The organism is Microbacterium sp. (genome assembly GCF_047602155.1).
In the GTDB taxonomy this organism is placed as follows: domain Bacteria; phylum Actinomycetota; class Actinomycetes; order Actinomycetales; family Microbacteriaceae; genus Microbacterium.
On sequence record NZ_JASGHZ010000001.1, the window covers coordinates 104,066 to 121,710 of the forward strand.

General features: G+C 67.9%; 13 protein-coding genes. 6 read left to right on the forward strand and 7 right to left on the reverse strand.

All coding sequences use genetic code 11. The annotated features are described in order from the left end of the window. Window positions 1–38 precede the first annotated feature (38 nt). From QM720_RS00470 to QM720_RS00485, 4 genes are all read right to left on the reverse strand, one after another. Window positions 39–1,106: a hypothetical protein gene (locus QM720_RS00470; RefSeq protein ID WP_415124026.1), complete on the reverse strand. Its 1,068-nt coding sequence runs from the start codon at window positions 1,104–1,106 to the stop codon at window positions 39–41. Window positions 1,107–1,231: 125 nt separating this feature from the next. After that, entirely contained in the window at window positions 1,232–2,401 is a 1,170-nt protein-coding gene (locus QM720_RS00475) for a hypothetical protein (RefSeq protein ID WP_415124028.1), read from the reverse strand. Window positions 2,402–2,424: 23 nt separating this feature from the next. Further along, a complete protein-coding gene (locus QM720_RS00480; protein WP_415124030.1) occupies window positions 2,425–3,492 on the reverse strand; it encodes a hypothetical protein in 1,068 nt (355 codons plus the stop codon). 7 nt (window positions 3,493–3,499) lie between these two features. Then, window positions 3,500–5,377 (reverse strand): hypothetical protein, encoded by a 1,878-nt coding sequence (locus QM720_RS00485; protein WP_415124032.1) that lies wholly within the window; start codon window positions 5,375–5,377, stop codon window positions 3,500–3,502. A 125-nt stretch (window positions 5,378–5,502) separates the two neighbouring features. Between QM720_RS00485 and QM720_RS00490 the strand changes: the two genes are divergently transcribed. Next, complete coding sequence (locus QM720_RS00490; protein ID WP_415124034.1) at window positions 5,503–6,867, forward strand: IS1380 family transposase; 1,365 nt, start codon at window positions 5,503–5,505, stop codon at window positions 6,865–6,867. A gap of 839 nt (window positions 6,868–7,706) precedes the next feature. Here QM720_RS00490 and QM720_RS00495 read toward each other — a convergent pair. Then, on the reverse strand, window positions 7,707–9,071 hold the full coding sequence (locus QM720_RS00495) for an IS1380 family transposase (protein ID WP_415124034.1): 1,365 nt from the start codon (window positions 9,069–9,071) through the stop codon (window positions 7,707–7,709). A gap of 77 nt (window positions 9,072–9,148) precedes the next feature. Continuing rightward, window positions 9,149–11,335, reverse strand: a complete 2,187-nt coding sequence (locus QM720_RS00500; RefSeq protein ID WP_415124036.1) for a fibronectin type III domain-containing protein — start codon at window positions 11,333–11,335, stop codon at window positions 9,149–9,151. Window positions 11,336–11,574: 239 nt separating this feature from the next. Between QM720_RS00500 and QM720_RS00505 the strand changes: the two genes are divergently transcribed. The 5 genes from QM720_RS00505 to QM720_RS00525 all read left to right on the forward strand — a co-directional run bounded on the left by QM720_RS00505 (window position 11,575) and on the right by QM720_RS00525 (window position 17,095). After that, window positions 11,575–12,516, forward strand: a complete 942-nt coding sequence (locus QM720_RS00505; protein ID WP_415124038.1) for a quinone oxidoreductase family protein — start codon at window positions 11,575–11,577, stop codon at window positions 12,514–12,516. Window positions 12,517–12,721: 205 nt separating this feature from the next. Further along, the gene (locus tag QM720_RS00510) at window positions 12,722–13,702 is read left to right on the forward strand and encodes a Gfo/Idh/MocA family protein (protein WP_415124040.1); all 981 of its coding nucleotides are present in this window, start codon (window positions 12,722–12,724) and stop codon (window positions 13,700–13,702) included. Continuing rightward, on the forward strand, window positions 13,699–14,571 hold the full coding sequence (locus QM720_RS00515) for an NYN domain-containing protein (protein ID WP_415124042.1): 873 nt from the start codon (window positions 13,699–13,701) through the stop codon (window positions 14,569–14,571). Before QM720_RS00510 ends, QM720_RS00515 begins: the two co-directional genes overlap by 4 nt. A gap of 23 nt (window positions 14,572–14,594) precedes the next feature. Then, window positions 14,595–15,887, forward strand: coding sequence for a DUF4921 family protein (locus QM720_RS00520; protein ID WP_415124044.1), 1,293 nt, complete (start codon window positions 14,595–14,597; stop codon window positions 15,885–15,887). Next, entirely contained in the window at window positions 15,884–17,095 is a 1,212-nt protein-coding gene (locus QM720_RS00525) for a class I SAM-dependent methyltransferase (protein WP_415124046.1), read from the forward strand. The genes QM720_RS00520 and QM720_RS00525 overlap by 4 nt, the downstream gene beginning before the upstream one ends. A gap of 51 nt (window positions 17,096–17,146) precedes the next feature. On the opposite strand, the gene QM720_RS00530 is transcribed toward QM720_RS00525, so the two are convergent. After that, window positions 17,147–17,554: a MarR family winged helix-turn-helix transcriptional regulator gene (locus tag QM720_RS00530; protein ID WP_415124048.1), complete on the reverse strand. Its 408-nt coding sequence runs from the start codon at window positions 17,552–17,554 to the stop codon at window positions 17,147–17,149. Window positions 17,555–17,645 lie beyond the last annotated feature (91 nt).

Sequence of the window (17,645 nt, forward strand, 5' to 3'; positions counted from 1 at the left end):
GCTCCATCCGGTGCCCGTGGCCGCGAAACCGTACGCGCTCAGTCGAGGTCTTCGGTGGGGTGCAGTGTCGCGTGCGGGATCCGGGCGAGGGCGGCGAGGATGCCGGCACCGCCCTCACCGACGACATCCGCATGCACCGCACGGAGCTTACGTCCCGACACGAGAAGTGCGATGTCGACGGTCGCTGACTCCGGCATGAACAACTCCGTGATGCCCTCTCCCAGGTGCCGGGCGGTGACCCGCTCACCATCCAAGGTCACATAGCCGCGCCGGTTGAGCTCGGCGAGCACCTTCCCCGCGGGGAGGGGCCGCGCCTCCTCCAGGTCACCGGTCGCGTCGGGCGCGGCGAGAGTCCAATCCCCGTCATCGATTCCCCCCGGCGGGGTCGCGTTCAGTAGCGCGGCGAGGTCGGCCTTCACGCTCGACGCCGTCTCCCTCCGGATCGGCCCCGGCGTGAACGTCGGAACTGGACCGTCAGACGGTGACGCGTCCGGACGCGGCTCTCCGACGAACTGCGCAAGGATGGACCCACTCGGCGGGAGCTCTGGCCTCTTACCCCACACGTACACACTGGCGGCCCAGGAACGGAACCTGTCTTCTGGGTCAGACAACTTGTCCCGCTCGACGTATTGCCTCAGCAGAGCCCGTCCCACATTGAAGATTTCCGCCCATGTCCGCCCGTCGCGGAGGGAAATCATGATCCCGGTCTCCTGATCACTGCTCCAGCGCATCTTCCCTGGAGGTGCGGTGAACAGCGTCCATTCGGTGTCCGGGCGGTATCGCAGGACTACCTCGAAGAGGTAGTGAGTCAGCACCTCCGCACCGTAGAGCTGGCGAAGCCAGTCAGGATCCACCTCCGACCACCCCAGCAGCCGACCTGCCTCGGGAGCCGAACCACCCGGAACCCCCGGCATCCCCGCATCAACGAAACGCTTGAACCACACATACAGCGGTTCGAGAGACTCCAGCGACCCATCGAGGACCTCAACCGGGCCACCCGTTGCCGAGACCCAGTTCGCCAACTCCCACAGCCGCACCTCGTGCGTGCCCCGCACGTATCGGAGATAGTCCTCCGCGACCGGCCGATCCACATCCGAGAATCTCATAGCAGTCCTAGTCTCCCGTGATATGCAGCACGAACTTGATCCCGGCAGCTTCCAGCGTGTCGAGCACGTGCTGCGACATCCCGATCCTCCCAGTTCGGTCACTGACGAAGAAATGCCACTCGCGCTCAGTCGAGGTCTTCGGTAGGGTGCAGTGTCGCGTGCGGGATCCGGGCGAGGGCGGCGAGGATGCCGGCACCACCCTCACCGACGACATCCGCATGCACCGCACGGAGCTTACCTCCAGACACGAGCAGTGCGATGTCCACGGTCGCTGACTCCGGCATGAACAACTCCGTGATGCCCTCGTCGAGGTGCCGAACGGTGACCCGTTCACCGTCCATGGTCACGTAGCCGCGCCGGTTGAGCTCGGCGAGCACCTTCCCCGCGGGGAGGGGCCGCGCCTCCTCCAGGTCACCGGTCGCGTCGGGTGCAGCGAGAGTCCAATCACCGTCGTCGATCCCGCCCGGCGGGGTCGCGTTGAGTAGCGCAGCGAGGTCGTCCTTCACGCTCGACGCCGTCTCGCGCCGGATCGGCCCCGGCGTGAACGTCGGCACCGGTCCCTCAGACGGCGACGCGTCCGGGCGCGGCGCCCCGACGTACTCAGTAAGGACCGACCGACCCGGCGGAACCACCGGCTGCTTGTCCAGCAGATACGCGACGACGGCCCAGGAGCGGAGCCTGTCGTCGGGAACGGACAGCTTGTCCCCGTCAACGTACTGGCTCAGCAGAGTCCGCCCCACGTTGAGGATGCCCGACCATGAAGGTCCGTCACGGAGCGGTATCACGATTCCGGTCTCCAGGTTGGTGTCCCAGCGCATCTTCCCCGGCGGTTCGATGAATAGCGTCCACTCGGTGTCCGGACGATAGCGGCGGACCACATCGAAGAGGTAGTGGCTCAGCACCCTCGCACCATAGATCTGGCGGAGTTGGTCACGATCTACGCCCGACCACCCCAGCAGCCGCGACTCTTCGGGCGCCGAGCCGTCCGGCACCCCCGGCATCCCCGCATCGACGAAACGTTTGAACCACACATACAAGGGCTCCAGCGACTCGACCGACCCATCGAGAACCTCAACCGCGCCCCCCGTTGCCGAGACCCAGTTCGCCAACTCCCACAGCCGCACCTCGTGCGTGCCCCGCACGTACCGGAGATAATCCTCCGCGACCGACCGATCCACATCCGAGAATCTCATAGCAGTCCTAGTCTCCCGCGATGTGCAGCACGAACTTGATCCCGGCAGCCTCCAGCGTGTCGAGCACGTCCTGCGACATCCCGATCCTCCCAGTTCGGTCACTGACGAAGAAATGCCACTCGCGCTCAGTCGAGGTCTTCGGTAGGGTGCAGTGTCGCGTGCGGGATCCGGGCGAGGGCGGCGAGGATGCCGGCACCACCCTCACCGACGACATCCGCATGCACCGCACGGAGCTTACCTCCAGACACGAGCAGTGCGATGTCCACGGTCGCTGACTCCGGCATGAACAACTCCGTGATGCCCTCGTCGAGGTGCCGAACGGTGACCCGTTCACCGTCCATGGTCAGGTAACCGCGCCGGTTGAGTTCGGCGAGCACCTTTCCGGCCGGGAGCGGCCGCGCATCCTCCAGGTCACCGGTCGCGTCGGGTGCAGCGAGAGTCCAATCCCCCTCATCGATCCCACCCGGCGGGGTCGCGTTCAGCAGCGCGGCAAGGTCATCCTTCACGCTCGACGCCGTCTCCCTCCGGATCGGCCCCGGCGTGTAGGTCGGCACCGGCCCCTCCAACGGCAACGCGTCCGGCCGCGGCGCCCCGACGTACTCAGTAAGGACCGACCCACTCGGCGGAACCACCGGCTGCTTGTTCAACATGAACGCGTCAGTAGCCGAGGAGCGGAGCCTGTCATCAGGGAATGACAGCTTGTCCCGATCGACGTATCTGCGCCGCACGCTCGGCCCCACGTTGAGGATGCCCTCCCACGACGGACCGTCACGGAGCGGTATCACGATTCCGGTCTCCTGGTTGCTGAGCCAACGCGTCTTCCCCGGACCTTCGGTGAACAGCGTCCACTTGATATCCGGGTGATAGCGTCGGACCACTTCAAAGAGGTAGTGGCTCAGCACCTCCGCACCATAGATCTGGCGAAGCCGGTCGGGATCTACCTCCGACCACCCCAGCAGCCGCGACACTTCGGGCGCCGAGCCGTCCGGCACCCCGGGCATCCCCGCATCGACGAATCCCTTGAACCACACATACAACGGTACGAGGGATCCGACCGACCCGTCGAGAACCTCAACCGGGCCGCCCGTTGCCGAGACCCAGTTCGCCAACTCCCACAGGCGCACCTCGTGCGTGCTGCGCACGTATCGGAGATAGTCCTCCGCGACCGGCCGATCCAGATCCGAGAAATCCATAGCAGTCCTAGTCTCCCGTGATGTGCAGCACGAACTTGATACCGGCAGTCTCCAGCGTGTCGAGCACGTCCTGCGACATCCCGATCTTCCCCGTCCGAGAACTGACGAAGAAATGCCACTCGATACTGTCGATCGTATTGTCCGCTGTCTTGATCGCTGCGTCCTTCACGGCCTGGAACTTGACGAACGCATTCCGGGCCGACCCGACTTTCGCCTCGAACGCCGTTGCGCCGGCGATCGCGTCAAAGAACCGAAGCCTCTGAGACCCGTTGATGGAAACCTTGGTGGCCTTCTGCGTGTACCCTGGCACACCGACGAGGTCGTGGAGGTAGTCTTCCGCACCGCGCCAGCCCAGCCCAGCCGACGGCTTGGGAAGACTGCCATAGTCGGGGGTCTTGAGGGCGGCGCTGTTCATCATCATCTTCATCCGATCGATGCCGTTCGCGTTGATCAGTCTCGCGAGAGCGTCGTCGGATATCCCCGTGGCGTATCCGCGCACGCTGCCCGCGAGTGTCGGAGCGATCTCGTCGATCTGGCGCAGGTAGGTGGCAGTGTCTGCCTGTTTGTACAGCAGTTTGAGCGCTGCGCTGCTGAACTCCGAGTCCGCCGACTTCTCGATCGCTTTGACGATCTTGCGGATCCCGGTGCCCAGGTCGCCGAATCCGGGGATGATGCCGATGGCGGCCATGGTGAAGACGGGCAGGTCAAGGGCAGCCGCACCGGCGATCGCGTCTCGAACGTCCCCGAACACGAGGATGCCGCTGATGATGTTTCCGATGAGCCAGGGGATGGAGTCTCTGCGGCAGACATCGATCTCGCCGCAGAACATGCCCAGGCCGAGTTCGGACAGCCATTCGTACTCGGAGACAGTCTTTGTGAGCTCGACGGGGTCGTATCCGCTATCGAGATTCGCGGCTTCGTAGCCGTCGGTGAATCCGTCGAAGTCGCTGTCCACGAGCGTGCTGTACGTTCCGTAGAACTCTTCCTCTCCGTCGCTGAGCCCATCGAAGTCGTTGTCAGCAAGCAGAGCGTTGAGGTGGAACTCGAGCTCGGATGGGTCATTCAGGCCGTCGCCGTCGCCATCTTCGCTGGTCGGGTCGGAGCTGAGTGCGTACGCGGTGACCGGAGTGAGGTCGTTCCAGTCGACACCCGCCGCATCGGGTACGAGGACGGCACCGACTTCCTCGGAGTCGCTGAGACCATCGCTGTCGCTGTCGCTGAGCTGCGGGTCGGTGAACACCGTTCGCCCAAGGTAGCTCGATGCTCCCGGGAACATCGTGGAGCGGATTCCGTGCTGCTCGACCCAGTCGCTCAGCCCATCACCGTCACTATCAGTGATCGTGTCGTCAGTGAGCGGCGGTTCAGGATTGCGTGCGTCCTCGATCCATGCAGCCAGATCAGTGGCCGTCGGAACGTACGAGTAGGTGCCGCCGGTGTCGTCGGCGAGCTGGATCAGCCAGTCGCGATCTTCCTCGTCCCCGACCCCGACATCGAGGACGTGGACAGGCGTATCGCGTTGGCGGAAGGGAACGTAGTCCTCGTCAGCGTATGGGTCACGCTCGGCTGGAGGCCGCCAGGCGCCGTCGGTGACGAGCACGATCGACTTGCTCGCGCAGCTTTCCACAGGGAAGTGGTTGTTGCGCCGCCCACCAAGCCACTCTTCCGCGAACGAGGCAGCCCCCTCACCAAGAAAACTGTCATCATCGCCGACGCCAGCGGCTTCGATGTCGTCGACCCACTGGAGCGCCACTTCCACAGGAGTCGCCCCGCCCCCATCAAGCGGGCTTTGCCTGGGAGACACCTCGCGGAGCATCCACCAGTCTGCCCAGAATGTGGCAGACATCGCGCGGCTGCCGATCACGCCGACCGGCGTGGTGGCGTGCACTGAGCCCTGATCCACCGTGGTGGTTGGGTTGTGGACCGCGTGGCGTGAAGTGAAATGTCCTTCTGGTCTGGGAAAATGTTGATTGTCTAGATCAATGTTCCGCAGTCCGGAAGGACATCTCGTAAGTGAAAGCATCTCACGGTATCGCTCCGGTGTTCGATGACCGGAACCTCGTGTCGCACGCGGGCCTGGTACCGGTGCTGGAGCTGGCCGAGAAAGCGGGCCTGACCGAGCTGGTCGAAGCGTCCTCGACGCTTCCGGCGGCGAGCGTGGCGATCAAGGTCCGCACGATCCTCGGCGGGATGCTCGCCGGGGCGGACAGCATCGACGATCTTGGCGTGCTGCGCTCTGGGGCGACGGCCCGGGTGCTCGGGCAGGTGCGGGCGCCGTCGACGATCGGCACGTTCCTGCGCTCGTTCACCCATGGTCACGTCCTGCAGTTCGGGAAGGTTAACCGGGTTCTGTTGCGTCGCCTGTTGGGCGAGGTTCCCGCGTTGTCAGGGACGGAGGGCGGGCTGGTGTTGGTGGACATGGACGACACGATCCGTGAGGTCCACGGTTACCAGAAGCAGGCCGCCGCGTTCGGATACTCCGGGGTCCGCGGGCTGAACGCACTGGTCGTGACGATCACAGGGCAAGACGCGGCCCCGCTGGTCGCGGAGGCGTCGCTGCGGCGCGGGAACGTCCGCTCCGGCGACAACGCCGCCCACCACCTCGCCCGCGCGCTGACGACGGTGAGGGAGACAATGCCGCGGCGGCGGGTTCTGACCCGGGCGGACTCGGCGTTCTGCACCCACGAGAACGTGACCGCCGCGGCCCGAGGCGGGGCGTGGTACTCGTTCACGATCCCGCAATGGCGCACCGTGCAGGCCGCGATCGCGGGCATCCGCGAAGACGCATGGACGAAGATCAAATACACGAACGCGGTCCGCGACGAGGACACCGGCGAATGGATCAGCGACGCCGAGGTCGCCGAGGCTCCGTTCACCGCGTTCGTGTCCCGACCCAAAGACGAGCACATCGCCTGCCGGCTGATCGTGCGCCGCGTCAAGCGCCTGAACGTCAACGCCGCGCAGGGGCAGGAGACGCTGTTCGACACCTGGCGGTATCACGCGTTCATCACCAACAGCGACCTCGACCAGATCGAGGCGGACAAGCTCCACCGCGGTCACGCGATCATCGAGCAGGTCATCGCCGAGCTCAAGAGCGGCCCACTCGCTCATCTGCCCTCCGGGAAGTTCACCGCGAACCACGCCTGGCTCCAGCTCGCAGTCATCGCTCACAACCTCTCTCGCGCCGCAGCCACTGCCGCCGGCCTCGGCAGAGCACGCATGGCGACGCTACAGCGCACCATCATCAGCACCCCCGCAAGACTCGCCTCGACAGGGCGGCGGCTCGTGATGCACCTGCCCACGCACTGGCCCTGGGCGCCAGCATGGGCGCTGCTCTGGGCGACCGCGACCGACCCGCCACGCACGGCAACGCCCTGACCACCCAGCCCATGACGGGCGCGACCGGAGCCGAAGTGGAAGAGCCAGAGCACCAGCTGGCAGCACCCGCACGCCCACAAAGGCCACCACTGAACCAACACCAGAGTCCCACCCCGTCAAAACCGACACGGTGGATCAGGGCTGAGACCAGCGACGTCGAAGGCAGGCTGCCGATGACAGCGCGCAGCGCGGCGTAACGTGCGCCGGTGGGGTCCGCGTCATCCATGCTCCCGGTCGCGTCAACCATGATCTCGACCTCGTGGAGAACAGAACCTGCTCCCTCGCCGCCGCACACAGACGCGGCGGCCGCCCAGGCATCCAGGTCCACGACGGCGTACGTCAGACCGAGTTCTGGGTCGGCGATCGTGATCGTGTGGTTCGCGGTGGACACCGTGACGTCGTTGTCGACGAAGTCCCACGTTGATGTCTCTTCATTCCACGCGACGGGCGCCAGGTTCGCTAGTCGGCTCTCAGCGACCATGGAGAGATATCCCAGCCGAACCTCGCTGACCGAAGCGGACGAAGGTGCTGCCACCGTGGCTCGCCCTTGACTGGACGTCGCGAGGGCGTCCCCTCCGTCTGCGTCGTCATCGGTCGGCAAGGCGGTCACGCGCACGGCTCCGGTGACGGCAGCGACCACCGGGGGCGCACGCGACTCGTTCACCCGGACGGCCGCGTTTGCCAGCGGAGTTCCTGAGCCCTGATCCACCGTGTCGGTTTTGACGGGGTGGGACTCTGGTGTTGGTTCAGTGGTGGCCTTTGTGGGCGTGCGGGTGCTGCCAGCTGGTGCTCTGGCTCTTCCACTTCGGCTCCGGTCGCGCCCGTCATGGGCTGGGTGGTCAGGGCGTTGCCGTGCGTGGCGGGTCGGTCGCGGTCGCCCAGAGCAGCGCCCATGCTGGCGCCCAGGGCCAGTGCGTGGGCAGGTGCATCACGAGCCGCCGCCCTGTCGAGGCGAGTCTTGCGGGGGTGCTGATGATGGTGCGCTGTAGCGTCGCCATGCGTGCTCTGCCGAGGCCGGCGGCAGTGGCTGCGGCGCGAGAGAGGTTGTGAGCGATGACTGCGAGCTGGAGCCAGGCGTGGTTCGCGGTGAACTTCCCGGAGGGCAGATGAGCGAGTGGGCCGCTCTTGAGCTCGGCGATGACCTGCTCGATGATCGCGTGACCGCGGTGGAGCTTGTCCGCCTCGATCTGGTCGAGGTCGCTGTTGGTGATGAACGCGTGATACCGCCAGGTGTCGAACAGCGTCTCCTGCCCCTGCGCGGCGTTGACGTTCAGGCGCTTGACGCGGCGCACGATCAGCCGGCAGGCGATGTGCTCGTCTTTGGGTCGGGACACGAACGCGGTGAACGGAGCCTCGGCGACCTCGGCGTCGCTGATCCATTCGCCGGTGTCCTCGTCGCGGACCGCGTTCGTGTATTTGATCTTCGTCCATGCGTCTTCGCGGATGCCCGCGATCGCGGCCTGCACGGTGCGCCATTGCGGGATCGTGAACGAGTACCACGCCCCGCCTCGGGCCGCGGCGGTCACGTTCTCGTGGGTGCAGAACGCCGAGTCCGCCCGGGTCAGAACCCGCCGCCGCGGCATTGTCTCCCTCACCGTCGTCAGCGCGCGGGCGAGGTGGTGGGCGGCGTTGTCGCCGGAGCGGACGTTCCCGCGCCGCAGCGACGCCTCCGCGACCAGCGGGGCCGCGTCTTGCCCTGTGATCGTCACGACCAGTGCGTTCAGCCCGCGGACCCCGGAGTATCCGAACGCGGCGGCCTGCTTCTGGTAACCGTGGACCTCACGGATCGTGTCGTCCATGTCCACCAACACCAGCCCGCCCTCCGTCCCTGACAACGCGGGAACCTCGCCCAACAGGCGACGCAACAGAACCCGGTTAACCTTCCCGAACTGCAGGACGTGACCATGGGTGAACGAGCGCAGGAACGTGCCGATCGTCGACGGCGCCCGCACCTGCCCGAGCACCCGGGCCGTCGCCCCAGAGCGCAGCACGCCAAGATCGTCGATGCTGTCCGCCCCGGCGAGCATCCCGCCGAGGATCGTGCGGACCTTGATCGCCACGCTCGCCGCCGGAAGCGTCGAGGACGCTTCGACCAGCTCGGTCAGGCCCGCTTTCTCGGCCAGCTCCAGCACCGGTACCAGGCCTGCGTGCGACACGAGGTTCCGGTCATCGAACACCGGAGCGATACCGTGAGATGCTTTCACTTACGAGATGTCCTTCCGGACTGCGGAACATTGATCTAGACAATCAACATTTTCCCAGACCAGAAGGACATTTCACTTCACGCCACGCGGTCCACAACCCAACCACCACGGTGGATCAGGGCTGAGACGACGGCCACGGCCGGAGCGATGCCGCCCTGCCCGGGGTCCAACTCGGGCTCCGCTTCACCATCCAACACTGTCCCCGCCCGATCAATGACAGTCGCGGTGATACTGCGTGAGATCTCCTCCTCGCTGTCGGAAACCCCGTCCGAGTCCGAGTCGGCTGACAGTGGATCGAGGGCGTTCTCGATTTCTCGTCCGTCCGGTACTCCATCGCCGTCGGTGTCAGGCTCCAGCGGATCGGCGCCCGCGACTCTCTCTGCCTGATCATCAAGCCCATCGGCATCCGAATCTGGGGAAACCGGGTTGAGACCGTCTTCCAGTTCGTCGAGGTTGGTGATGCCATCGCCATCGATGTCACCGTCAGCGTCGCTCATGCCGTCGCCGTCTGAATCCGGGATCGCGGGAGAGGTGAACCCCGAGAGCTTCAGCACCTCATCCGCATCGGTGATGCCGTCGGCATCGGAATCGGGCAGCGACACGTCGCTGCCCACCCGGAGTTCGACAACATCGGGAAGGCCGTCGGCATCGGTGTCAGTCGAATCCGACATCGGCGCGGTGACGTCGGAGTCCACGCCGGGCCCCTCGCCGGCTGCGTTCACGGCGCGGATGGATATGACATAGTCCTCACCGTTGGTGAGGTCGTAGATCCGAGCGCCCTGCCGGCCCCATCGACCGGGAACCGTTATCGGATCCGAGCCCGGGCCGGCGGACACGATGTACGACGTGACGGGGCTGCCGTTGTCGCTGGGCGCGTCCCAGTACACATCGATGAAGCCATCGCCGACAACGGTCTCCACGCCGGTGGGGGCATCCGGGACATCGAAAGCGACACCGTAACCGCCAAAGGCGCGGTTCGATCCCTTGGCATTCACCGCATCAACGGTGAATCGGTACTCCCGCCCCGCCAACAAGCCGCCGACCGACGCGGTGGTGGCAGTCGTCGAAATGGTGGAAGCAACCGAGTAGTCCGAGGTGTCGAGCACAACGACGTCGTAGCGGATGATCGGCGATCCGCCGTCGAGTGGCGGAGCTTCCCAGGACAGCTCGGCGGCCAAACCGAGCATCTCCAGACTCACGTTCTTGGGCGCACCGGGGTACGTCGAGGTCACCTCAACCGTTGCCGATCCAGCGGGGCTCGAGCCGAGGGGATTGCGCGCAACAACTCTTGCCGTATAGGTGCCAGGGCTGACGCCTTCGAAAGCGGTGCGCGTCTGATAGCCACCGACGGTCGACTCGCGCACGACCGCGCCGTCTCGCTCCAGCGTGACATCGAAATCAGAACCGATCAGATAGGGGTTGCTCGAAGGCTGCGTCCAGGAGATGTTGAGCGACAGCGCGGTACCCGACCCGCGTACTGTCGGCGCGGTCGGCTTCTTTCCGACGACGAACGTCGAGTAGTCACTCCATTCGGAAACAAGCCCGTTGATCCACTTCGCCCGCCACCTCACGGGCCCGTCGCCGAAGGGGTATCCGTACGGCACCGTGGTCGTCGCTACCCCACTTGGGTCGGCGTCGCTATACTGCGTGCTCGTGATCGGCGCCCCATACTCCCAAAATCGCTGGAACTCGAACACAACGGTCGTCTGACCCGCCGGCGCATCCGAGGGCACCGTTGCGCTGACCAACGAGCTCGCAACGACCCACTCGCCCTCCCCCGGACTGCTGAGCGTCGGCCCCGGCGGCGGAACCACCACGGCGAGTCCGTACCAGCCAGACCACGGACCGTGTTCGCCTGCCGACTGCGAACGCAGACGAACTTCGTAGTCGTGACCCGCAACCAGCAAGTCGGAAGGGACCACCCAACTCCCATCAGTTCCGGGATCTCCTGCTGCTGAATCCTCGAGAATGACAGATGCGAGCGGATCGCCGGGCGCGGCGGCATCTCGCACCTCGATCGCGATATCGAAAGTGGCATCCTCATCGACATCGACGTCCTCGGCCAGGTCGCCCCACACGTAGACCGTGGGTTCGGTACTCGACGTGCGAAACCCATCAAGAACCTCATATCCGGGATCGACCGACATGCTCAAGACGGGCCACACCGCCTCTTCCACCGGCTCCGTCGCGGCCGCCACACCCGGTTGAGCCACTTGGACTGCCGCAAGAACGCTGACGACAGCAACAGACGCGGTCCATCGCATCGCCAAAGGCTTCGACGTACGCGCGAACGCTCTTGGATTGCGAGCCACTCGACTCCACGTCGAAGCGAGACGGCAAAGAATGCGCGATGGAGTCAGTTCAGGCACAGCGATCCAGATCACTCGGGGGGAAAGGAAAGCAACTCAAGCGCTGCTCCTTGCATACTGGAGCCGGTGACTAGAAGACCGCAAGTAGACGTTTGTCGATAATCCGGCGGCGAAGCCGTCGCTACCCTGGTGGCATGGCCATCGCGATCACCTACTCCGCGTTCGGCGGGCCCGAGGTTCTCGTCGCCACCGACCTCACGCCGCCCGCGCCGGATGCCGGCGAGCTCGCCGTCCGCGTCGAGGCGGCCGGCGTGAACCCCCTCGACCACAAGCTGCGCTCGGGCGCACGCGCATCGGGCGAGATCACCGCGCCGCGGCGGGTCGGCAGCGACGGCGCGGGCGTCGTGACCGCGGTCGGCGCCGGCGTCGAGGGGTACCGTCCGGGCGATGCGGTCGTGATCTTCGGCGCGGCGGGCGTGTACGCGACCGACGTCGTCGTGACCCCCGCACAGGTCACCCCGCGCCCGCCGCAGGTGCCCGCGGCGGTGGGAGCGGCCGTCGGCATCCCGTTCGCGACCGCGTACCAGACGCTGCGCTCGCTGGCCGTCACAGCGGGCGACACGCTGCTCGTACACGGCGGGTCGGGCGCGGTCGGCCAGGCCGTGATCCAGTTCTCGGCGCTGTGGGGCGTCACCGTCATCGCGACGACGAGCGACCGCCGTGCCGACCGCGCCCGGGCGCTGGGCGCCCTGCCGGTCGCCTACGGACCCGGGCTCGCCGACCGGGTGCGCGCACTCGCCCCGCAGGGCGTCACCGCCGCCATCGACATCGCCGGCACCGACGAGGCGATCGGGGCCTCGCTCGACCTCGTCGCCGATCGCCGCCGCATCGCCACCCTCGTGCGCGGGAAGGACGCCGATGCCCTCGGCATCCGGGCGTTCCTGGGCGGCAGCCCGAGGCCGCTGGGCCCGCAGGAGCAGGCGTGGCGCGCCGAGGCCGTCCCGGTCGCGGTGAACCTGCTCGCCGCCGGACGGTTCAGCGTCGAGATCGGCCGCGAACTGCCGCTGACGGATGCCGCCGAAGCCCACCGCCTCGTCGAGGCCGGCGTCGACGGCAAGGTCGTGCTCGTGCCGTAGCGCGGCGGGCCCACGCGGCTGCGTTCGTCCGTCACAAAACACGCCCAAACCCCGCGATAGCCGCGATATGCGACGGATGAATGCCGCGCCCCACCGCTCATCCGTCACAAAACGCGCCCAAACCAGCGGATAGCCGTGATTCGCGCCGGATGAACCAGCACCCCCGAGCACAGAATCGGGCCGCACTTACCCGTAGGCTCGACGCATGAGTCTCAGCTGGGGAATCCTCGCCCCGGGCGGCATCGCGCACGCCTTCACCAGCGACCTGCGCACCGCGGGCCTCGACGTCGCCGCCGTCGGCTCGCGCGACGCCGACAGGGCCGCCCGGTTCGCGCACCAGTACGGCATCCCCCGCTCGTACGGCACGTACGAAGACCTCGTCGCAGACCCGGGCGTCGACATCGTCTACATCGCCTCGCCGCACAGCCACCACCACGAGCACGCGATGCTCGCCCTGGGCGCCGGCAAACACGTCCTGATCGAGAAGGCCCTGACGCTGGATGCCGGCGAAGCCGCCGCCATCCGCGACCTGGCGGCCGCGCGGGGCCTGCTCGCCATGGAGGCCATGTGGACGCGGTACCTGCCGCACATGGTGCGCATCCGCGAGCTCATCGCGCAGGGCGCGCTGGGAGATGTGCACGCCGTCATCGCCGACCACACGCAGCGCCTCTCCGACGATCCCGCCCATCGCCTGAACGCACTGGAGCTCGGCGGCGGAGCACTGCTCGACCTCGGCATCTACCCCGTGTCGTTCGCGTGGGACATCCTCGGCCCGATGACCGACATCCGCGCCACCGGCCGTCTCGGCCAGACCGGCGCCGACACCGAGGTCGCCATCGCCGCCACCCACGCCGGTGGTGCCGTCTCGTCGCTGGTCTGCTCGTCGCGCGCCGCCGGGCCGAACATCGCCCATGTCCTCGGGTCCGCGGCATCCCTCGCGATCGACCGTGTCTGGTACGTGGCGTCGTCGTTCCGGCTGATCGCTGCGGATCAGACCGTGCTCGAGGAGTACCGGTCGCGCATCGACGGGCGCGGCATGCAGTACCAGGCGCTGCATGCCGAGCGCCTCATCCAAGAGGGCCGCACCGACAGCGACCTGCTGCCGATCGACGAATCGGTTGCGATCATGGCCGCGCTCGACGACATCCGCGCCCAGGTGGGCGTCAGCTACCCGAAAGAACGATGAACATGCCCGAACCGCACCGCGTCGCCGTCTACCTCGACTTCGACAACATCGTCATGAGCTGGTACGACCGCGTCCACGGCCGAAACGCCTACGCGGCCGACCGGCAGCGGATCATCGCCGACCCCGACGAGCCCGAGATCGCCCAGAAGCTCAAAGAGGCGACGATCGACGTCGGCGCGATCATCGACTACGCGGCTTCCTTCGGCACGCTCGTGCTCACCCGCGCCTACGCCGACTGGTCGTCGCCGGTCAACGCGTTCTACCGCTCGCAGCTGGTGGCCAGGGCGGTCGATCTCGTGCAGCTGTTCCCCGCCGCGGCGTACGCGAAAAACGGCGCCGACATCCGCCTGGCCGTCGACACCGTCGAGGACATGTTCCGCCTGCCCGACCTCACCCACGTCGTCATCGTCGCCGGCGACAGCGACTACGTGCCGCTCGCGCAGCGCTGCAAACGCCTCGGCCGCTTCGTCGTCGGCGTCGGCGTCGCCGGCTCCACGGCGAAGTCGCTCGCGGCGGCGTGCGACCAGTTCGACGCGTACGACTCGCTGCCCGGCGTCACGGCTCCGGCTCCCGCGCAGAAGAAGACGACGGATGCCGCCCCCACCTCCTCGCGCCGCCGCAAGAAGCCCGCGGACCCTGCGGCCGAGCTGCTCGGCCGTGCCCTGCGCCTGGAGCAGGAGCGCACCGACGACGAATGGGTGCACCTGTCGGCGGTGAAGAACCTGCTCAAGCGCATGGACCCCTCCTTCAGCGAGAAGGCGCTCGGGCACCGGTCGTTCTCCGACTTCGTCGGCGCCTACCCGGCCGTCGCCGAGCTCGACGAGTCGACGAACATCGTGCGCGTCAGGCTCGTCGCCGACGGCAGCTGAACCCGCTCGCCTAGGCTGAAGTCGTGCTCAAAGACGGCGCGCCGAAGCGGCTCCAGCGACTCCCCGACGGCACGGTGAAGCAGGTCGGCCCGCTCACCGGAACCCGCGTCTGGACGGTGCCGGGTCGGGCGAACCGGCCGCTGGCCGCACCGCGCGACGACGTGCGCATCCTGGAGCCCGGCGAACACCGGCGGCTGTGCGCCTTCTGCGTCGACCGGTACCTGGAGACGACGCCCGAGAAGGCCCGACTGGTCGGCGCCGGCTTCGCCGAGCTGCGGCACGTGCCCGCGAGCGCTCTTTCCGACTCCGTGGCCGAGTTCCGCCGGTTCGGCAACCTCTTCGAGATCGTCTCGGCGGAGTACTGGCGCGAGAACCACGGGTTCCGCCAGCCCTCGGGGGTGTTCGAGTGGGCGCGCGAGTACCTCGCCGACCCGGTCGGCCACGCACAGCTGGAGGCGCTCGCCGCCATCCGCTCCCGCGCATCGGGCGTGGAGACCTCGCTCGAAGAGGCGACCCTCGACCTGCTCGGCGGCTCGCACGACGTCGTCGTCGCCAGGCGCCACGTCGTGGACGGCGCGACCACCGATGCCCAGCTCGCCTCCTCGGGAACGCTCACTCCCGACGAGCACGCCGCCTACTTCGCCTTCACCGTGCAGGCGCTGGCCGAGATCCAGGCCGCACAGCCGCACGCCGCGTACGTGTCGGTGTTCCAGAACTGGCTGCGCCCGGCCGGCGCGTCGTTCGAGCACCTGCACAAGCAGCTCGTCGCGATCGACGAGCACGGCCCCCAGGTCGACCACGAGCTGCGGCTGCTGTCGGAGGGGCGCGACCTGTATCAACGCGCGATCGCCGACCTCGCCGTCGCCGAGGGACTCGTCGTCGCGGCGAACGACGGCGCCGTCGCGTTCGCCGGAGTCGGGCACCGCTACCCGGCGTTCGAGATCTACTCGACGTCGCCCGCGAACCTGCCGCAGGAGCATTCGGATGCCGGCATCCGCGCGGTGTCCGACCTCGTGCACGCGCTGCATGCCGCGACCGGGGCGCAGGTGCCCACCAACGAGGAGTGGCACTACCGCCCGTCCGGGGCGCCGTGGCCGATGCCGTGGCGCGTCGTGCTGAAGTGGCGCATCTCGACGCCCGCCGGGTTCGAGGGCGGCACGAGGATCTTCGTCAACACGATCGACCCGTGGGAGCTGCGCCGTCGCGCCGTGACATCACTGACCGAGCTGCGCGTGGCGGGCGCGCTGGCGGGCGGCATCCGGATCGGCGACGAGTGCACGCCAAGCGACGTGCGCCTGCGGTACGCGGACTCATGAGCTTCCCGTTCGAGGCTCTGCGCCGCCGGCCCGATGTCGAGGGGTCCGGGCTGGTCGCGTTCGACGCCGCCGACCGCCTCATTCTCGACGAGTCGGCCGCGGCGCGCTCTGCGGCGCCGGCCGGCGGGGTCGTCGTCATCGGCGACGGCTACGGGGCGCTCGCCTTGGGAGCGGCCTGGCACGCGGCGGCAGGCGGCGCGGCCGACGTGCGCGTGCACCAGGACGCGCTGACCGGCGAGCAGGCGTTGGCGGCCAACGCCGCGGCGCTGGGCCTGACCGGCTGCTTTCGCTCGATGCCGATGGATGCCGAGCTGGTGCGCGGGGCGCGGGTCGTGCTGCTGCGCCTCCCCCGCTCCCTCGATGCCTTGCGCGACGTCGCCGGACTCGTCGCCGCGCACGCCGACCCGTCGGTCGTCGTGTTCGCCGGTGGGCGCCTCAAGCACATGACGGTGGCGCAGAACGACGTGCTGCGGTCGTTCTTCGCGACGGTCGACGTCACGCACGCGCGGCAGAAGTCGCGCGTGCTCGTGGCGCGGGGCCCGCACGACGGGCGCGATCCGGCGCCGGCCGCGGCCGCGGTGACGTTGCCGGGTGGCACGCCGCCCGGTGGCACGCAGCTGCAGGTGCGCGCGTTCGGCGGCGCGTTCGCGGGCGCGAAGCTCGACCTCGGCACGCGCCTGCTGCTGGAGCACCTGCCCCCTCACCCCGAGGGCGGGACGCCCGACGACCCGTGGATCGACTTCGCCTGCGGCACGGGCATCGTCGCCACGGCGCTGGCGCTGCGGCATCCCGCGGCCTCGGTGTACGCGACGGATCAGTCGGCCGCCGCCGTCGCCTCGGCGCGGGAGACGGTGGCGGCGAACGGCGCGGCCGACCGGGTTCGGGTCGTGCGCGATGACCTGCTGGCCGCGCGCCCCGACGCCAGCGCGTCGTTCATCGCGCTGAATCCACCGTTCCACTCCGGCGCGGCCGTCACCGGCGACCTCGCACCGCGCCTGTTCGCCGACGCCGCGCGCGTGCTGCGGCCGGGCGGACAACTGTGGTGCGTCTGGAACTCGCCGCTGCGCTACCGCCCCGTCCTCGAACGCCTCGTCGGCCCGACGACCCAGGTCGCCCGCGACCCCCGCTTCACCGTCACCGTCTCCACCCCCCGCCCCTCCCGCGAAACCTCACAAATGTCGCGAAAAACGCCCGAAATGGGCGTTTGAGCGGACATTTGTGAGGTTTCGCGCACGGGCGGAGAGGCGCGGGCGCGGGGATCAGACGATGCCGGCGCGGATGCCGTCGAGGGATGCCGCGACCTTCGGCAGCCGCACGGCCAGCGCGCCGTCGAGTTCGGCGAGGCGATCGCGCGCGGTCTGCAGCACGCGGTCGCCCTTGGGGGTCACGTGCAGCACGCTGGCGGCGCCGGCGTGGGAGGTGGCATCCTCGACGAGTCCATCGTCGACGAGGGTGCGCACCGCGGTGTGCGCGGACTGCACCGTGATGTGCGAGCGGCGCGCGAGCTCGGAGAACGAGATGCCCGGCTCGGCGTAGATGTGCCCGAGCAGCCCGAACTTGCGGGTCGTGATGCCGAGATCCTTCAGCACCGTCGACAGCTGCTCCTCCCACATCGCCGACACCGCGAGCAGCGCGATGACCGGACTGAAGCGGGGAGCCTGTGGCATGGACACAATGCTAGCGATTGCGAGCCGTCGCCGAGCGGATGTCGAGGCTCAGAGCCCGCGTGCCGCGCATCGGACGGCGACCGGAATCCGG

What these genes read in the sequence shown, in the direction of transcription:
- QM720_RS00470 (WP_415124026.1), bottom strand. Translation starts at nt 1,106, where the DNA reads ATGAGATTCTCGGATGTGGATCGGCCGGTCGCGGAGGACTATCTCCGA.
- QM720_RS00480 (WP_415124030.1), bottom strand. Translation starts at nt 3,492, where the DNA reads ATGGATTTCTCGGATCTGGATCGGCCGGTCGCGGAGGACTATCTCCGA.
- QM720_RS00500 (WP_415124036.1), bottom strand. Translation starts at nt 11,335, where the DNA reads ATGCGATGGACCGCGTCTGTTGCTGTCGTCAGCGTTCTTGCGGCAGTC.
- QM720_RS00505 (WP_415124038.1), top strand. Translation starts at nt 11,575, where the DNA reads ATGGCCATCGCGATCACCTACTCCGCGTTCGGCGGGCCCGAGGTTCTC.
- QM720_RS00510 (WP_415124040.1), top strand. Translation starts at nt 12,722, where the DNA reads ATGAGTCTCAGCTGGGGAATCCTCGCCCCGGGCGGCATCGCGCACGCC.
- QM720_RS00515 (WP_415124042.1), top strand. Translation starts at nt 13,699, where the DNA reads ATGAACATGCCCGAACCGCACCGCGTCGCCGTCTACCTCGACTTCGAC.
- QM720_RS00525 (WP_415124046.1), top strand. Translation starts at nt 15,884, where the DNA reads ATGAGCTTCCCGTTCGAGGCTCTGCGCCGCCGGCCCGATGTCGAGGGG.
- QM720_RS00530 (WP_415124048.1), bottom strand. Translation starts at nt 17,554, where the DNA reads ATGCCACAGGCTCCCCGCTTCAGTCCGGTCATCGCGCTGCTCGCGGTG.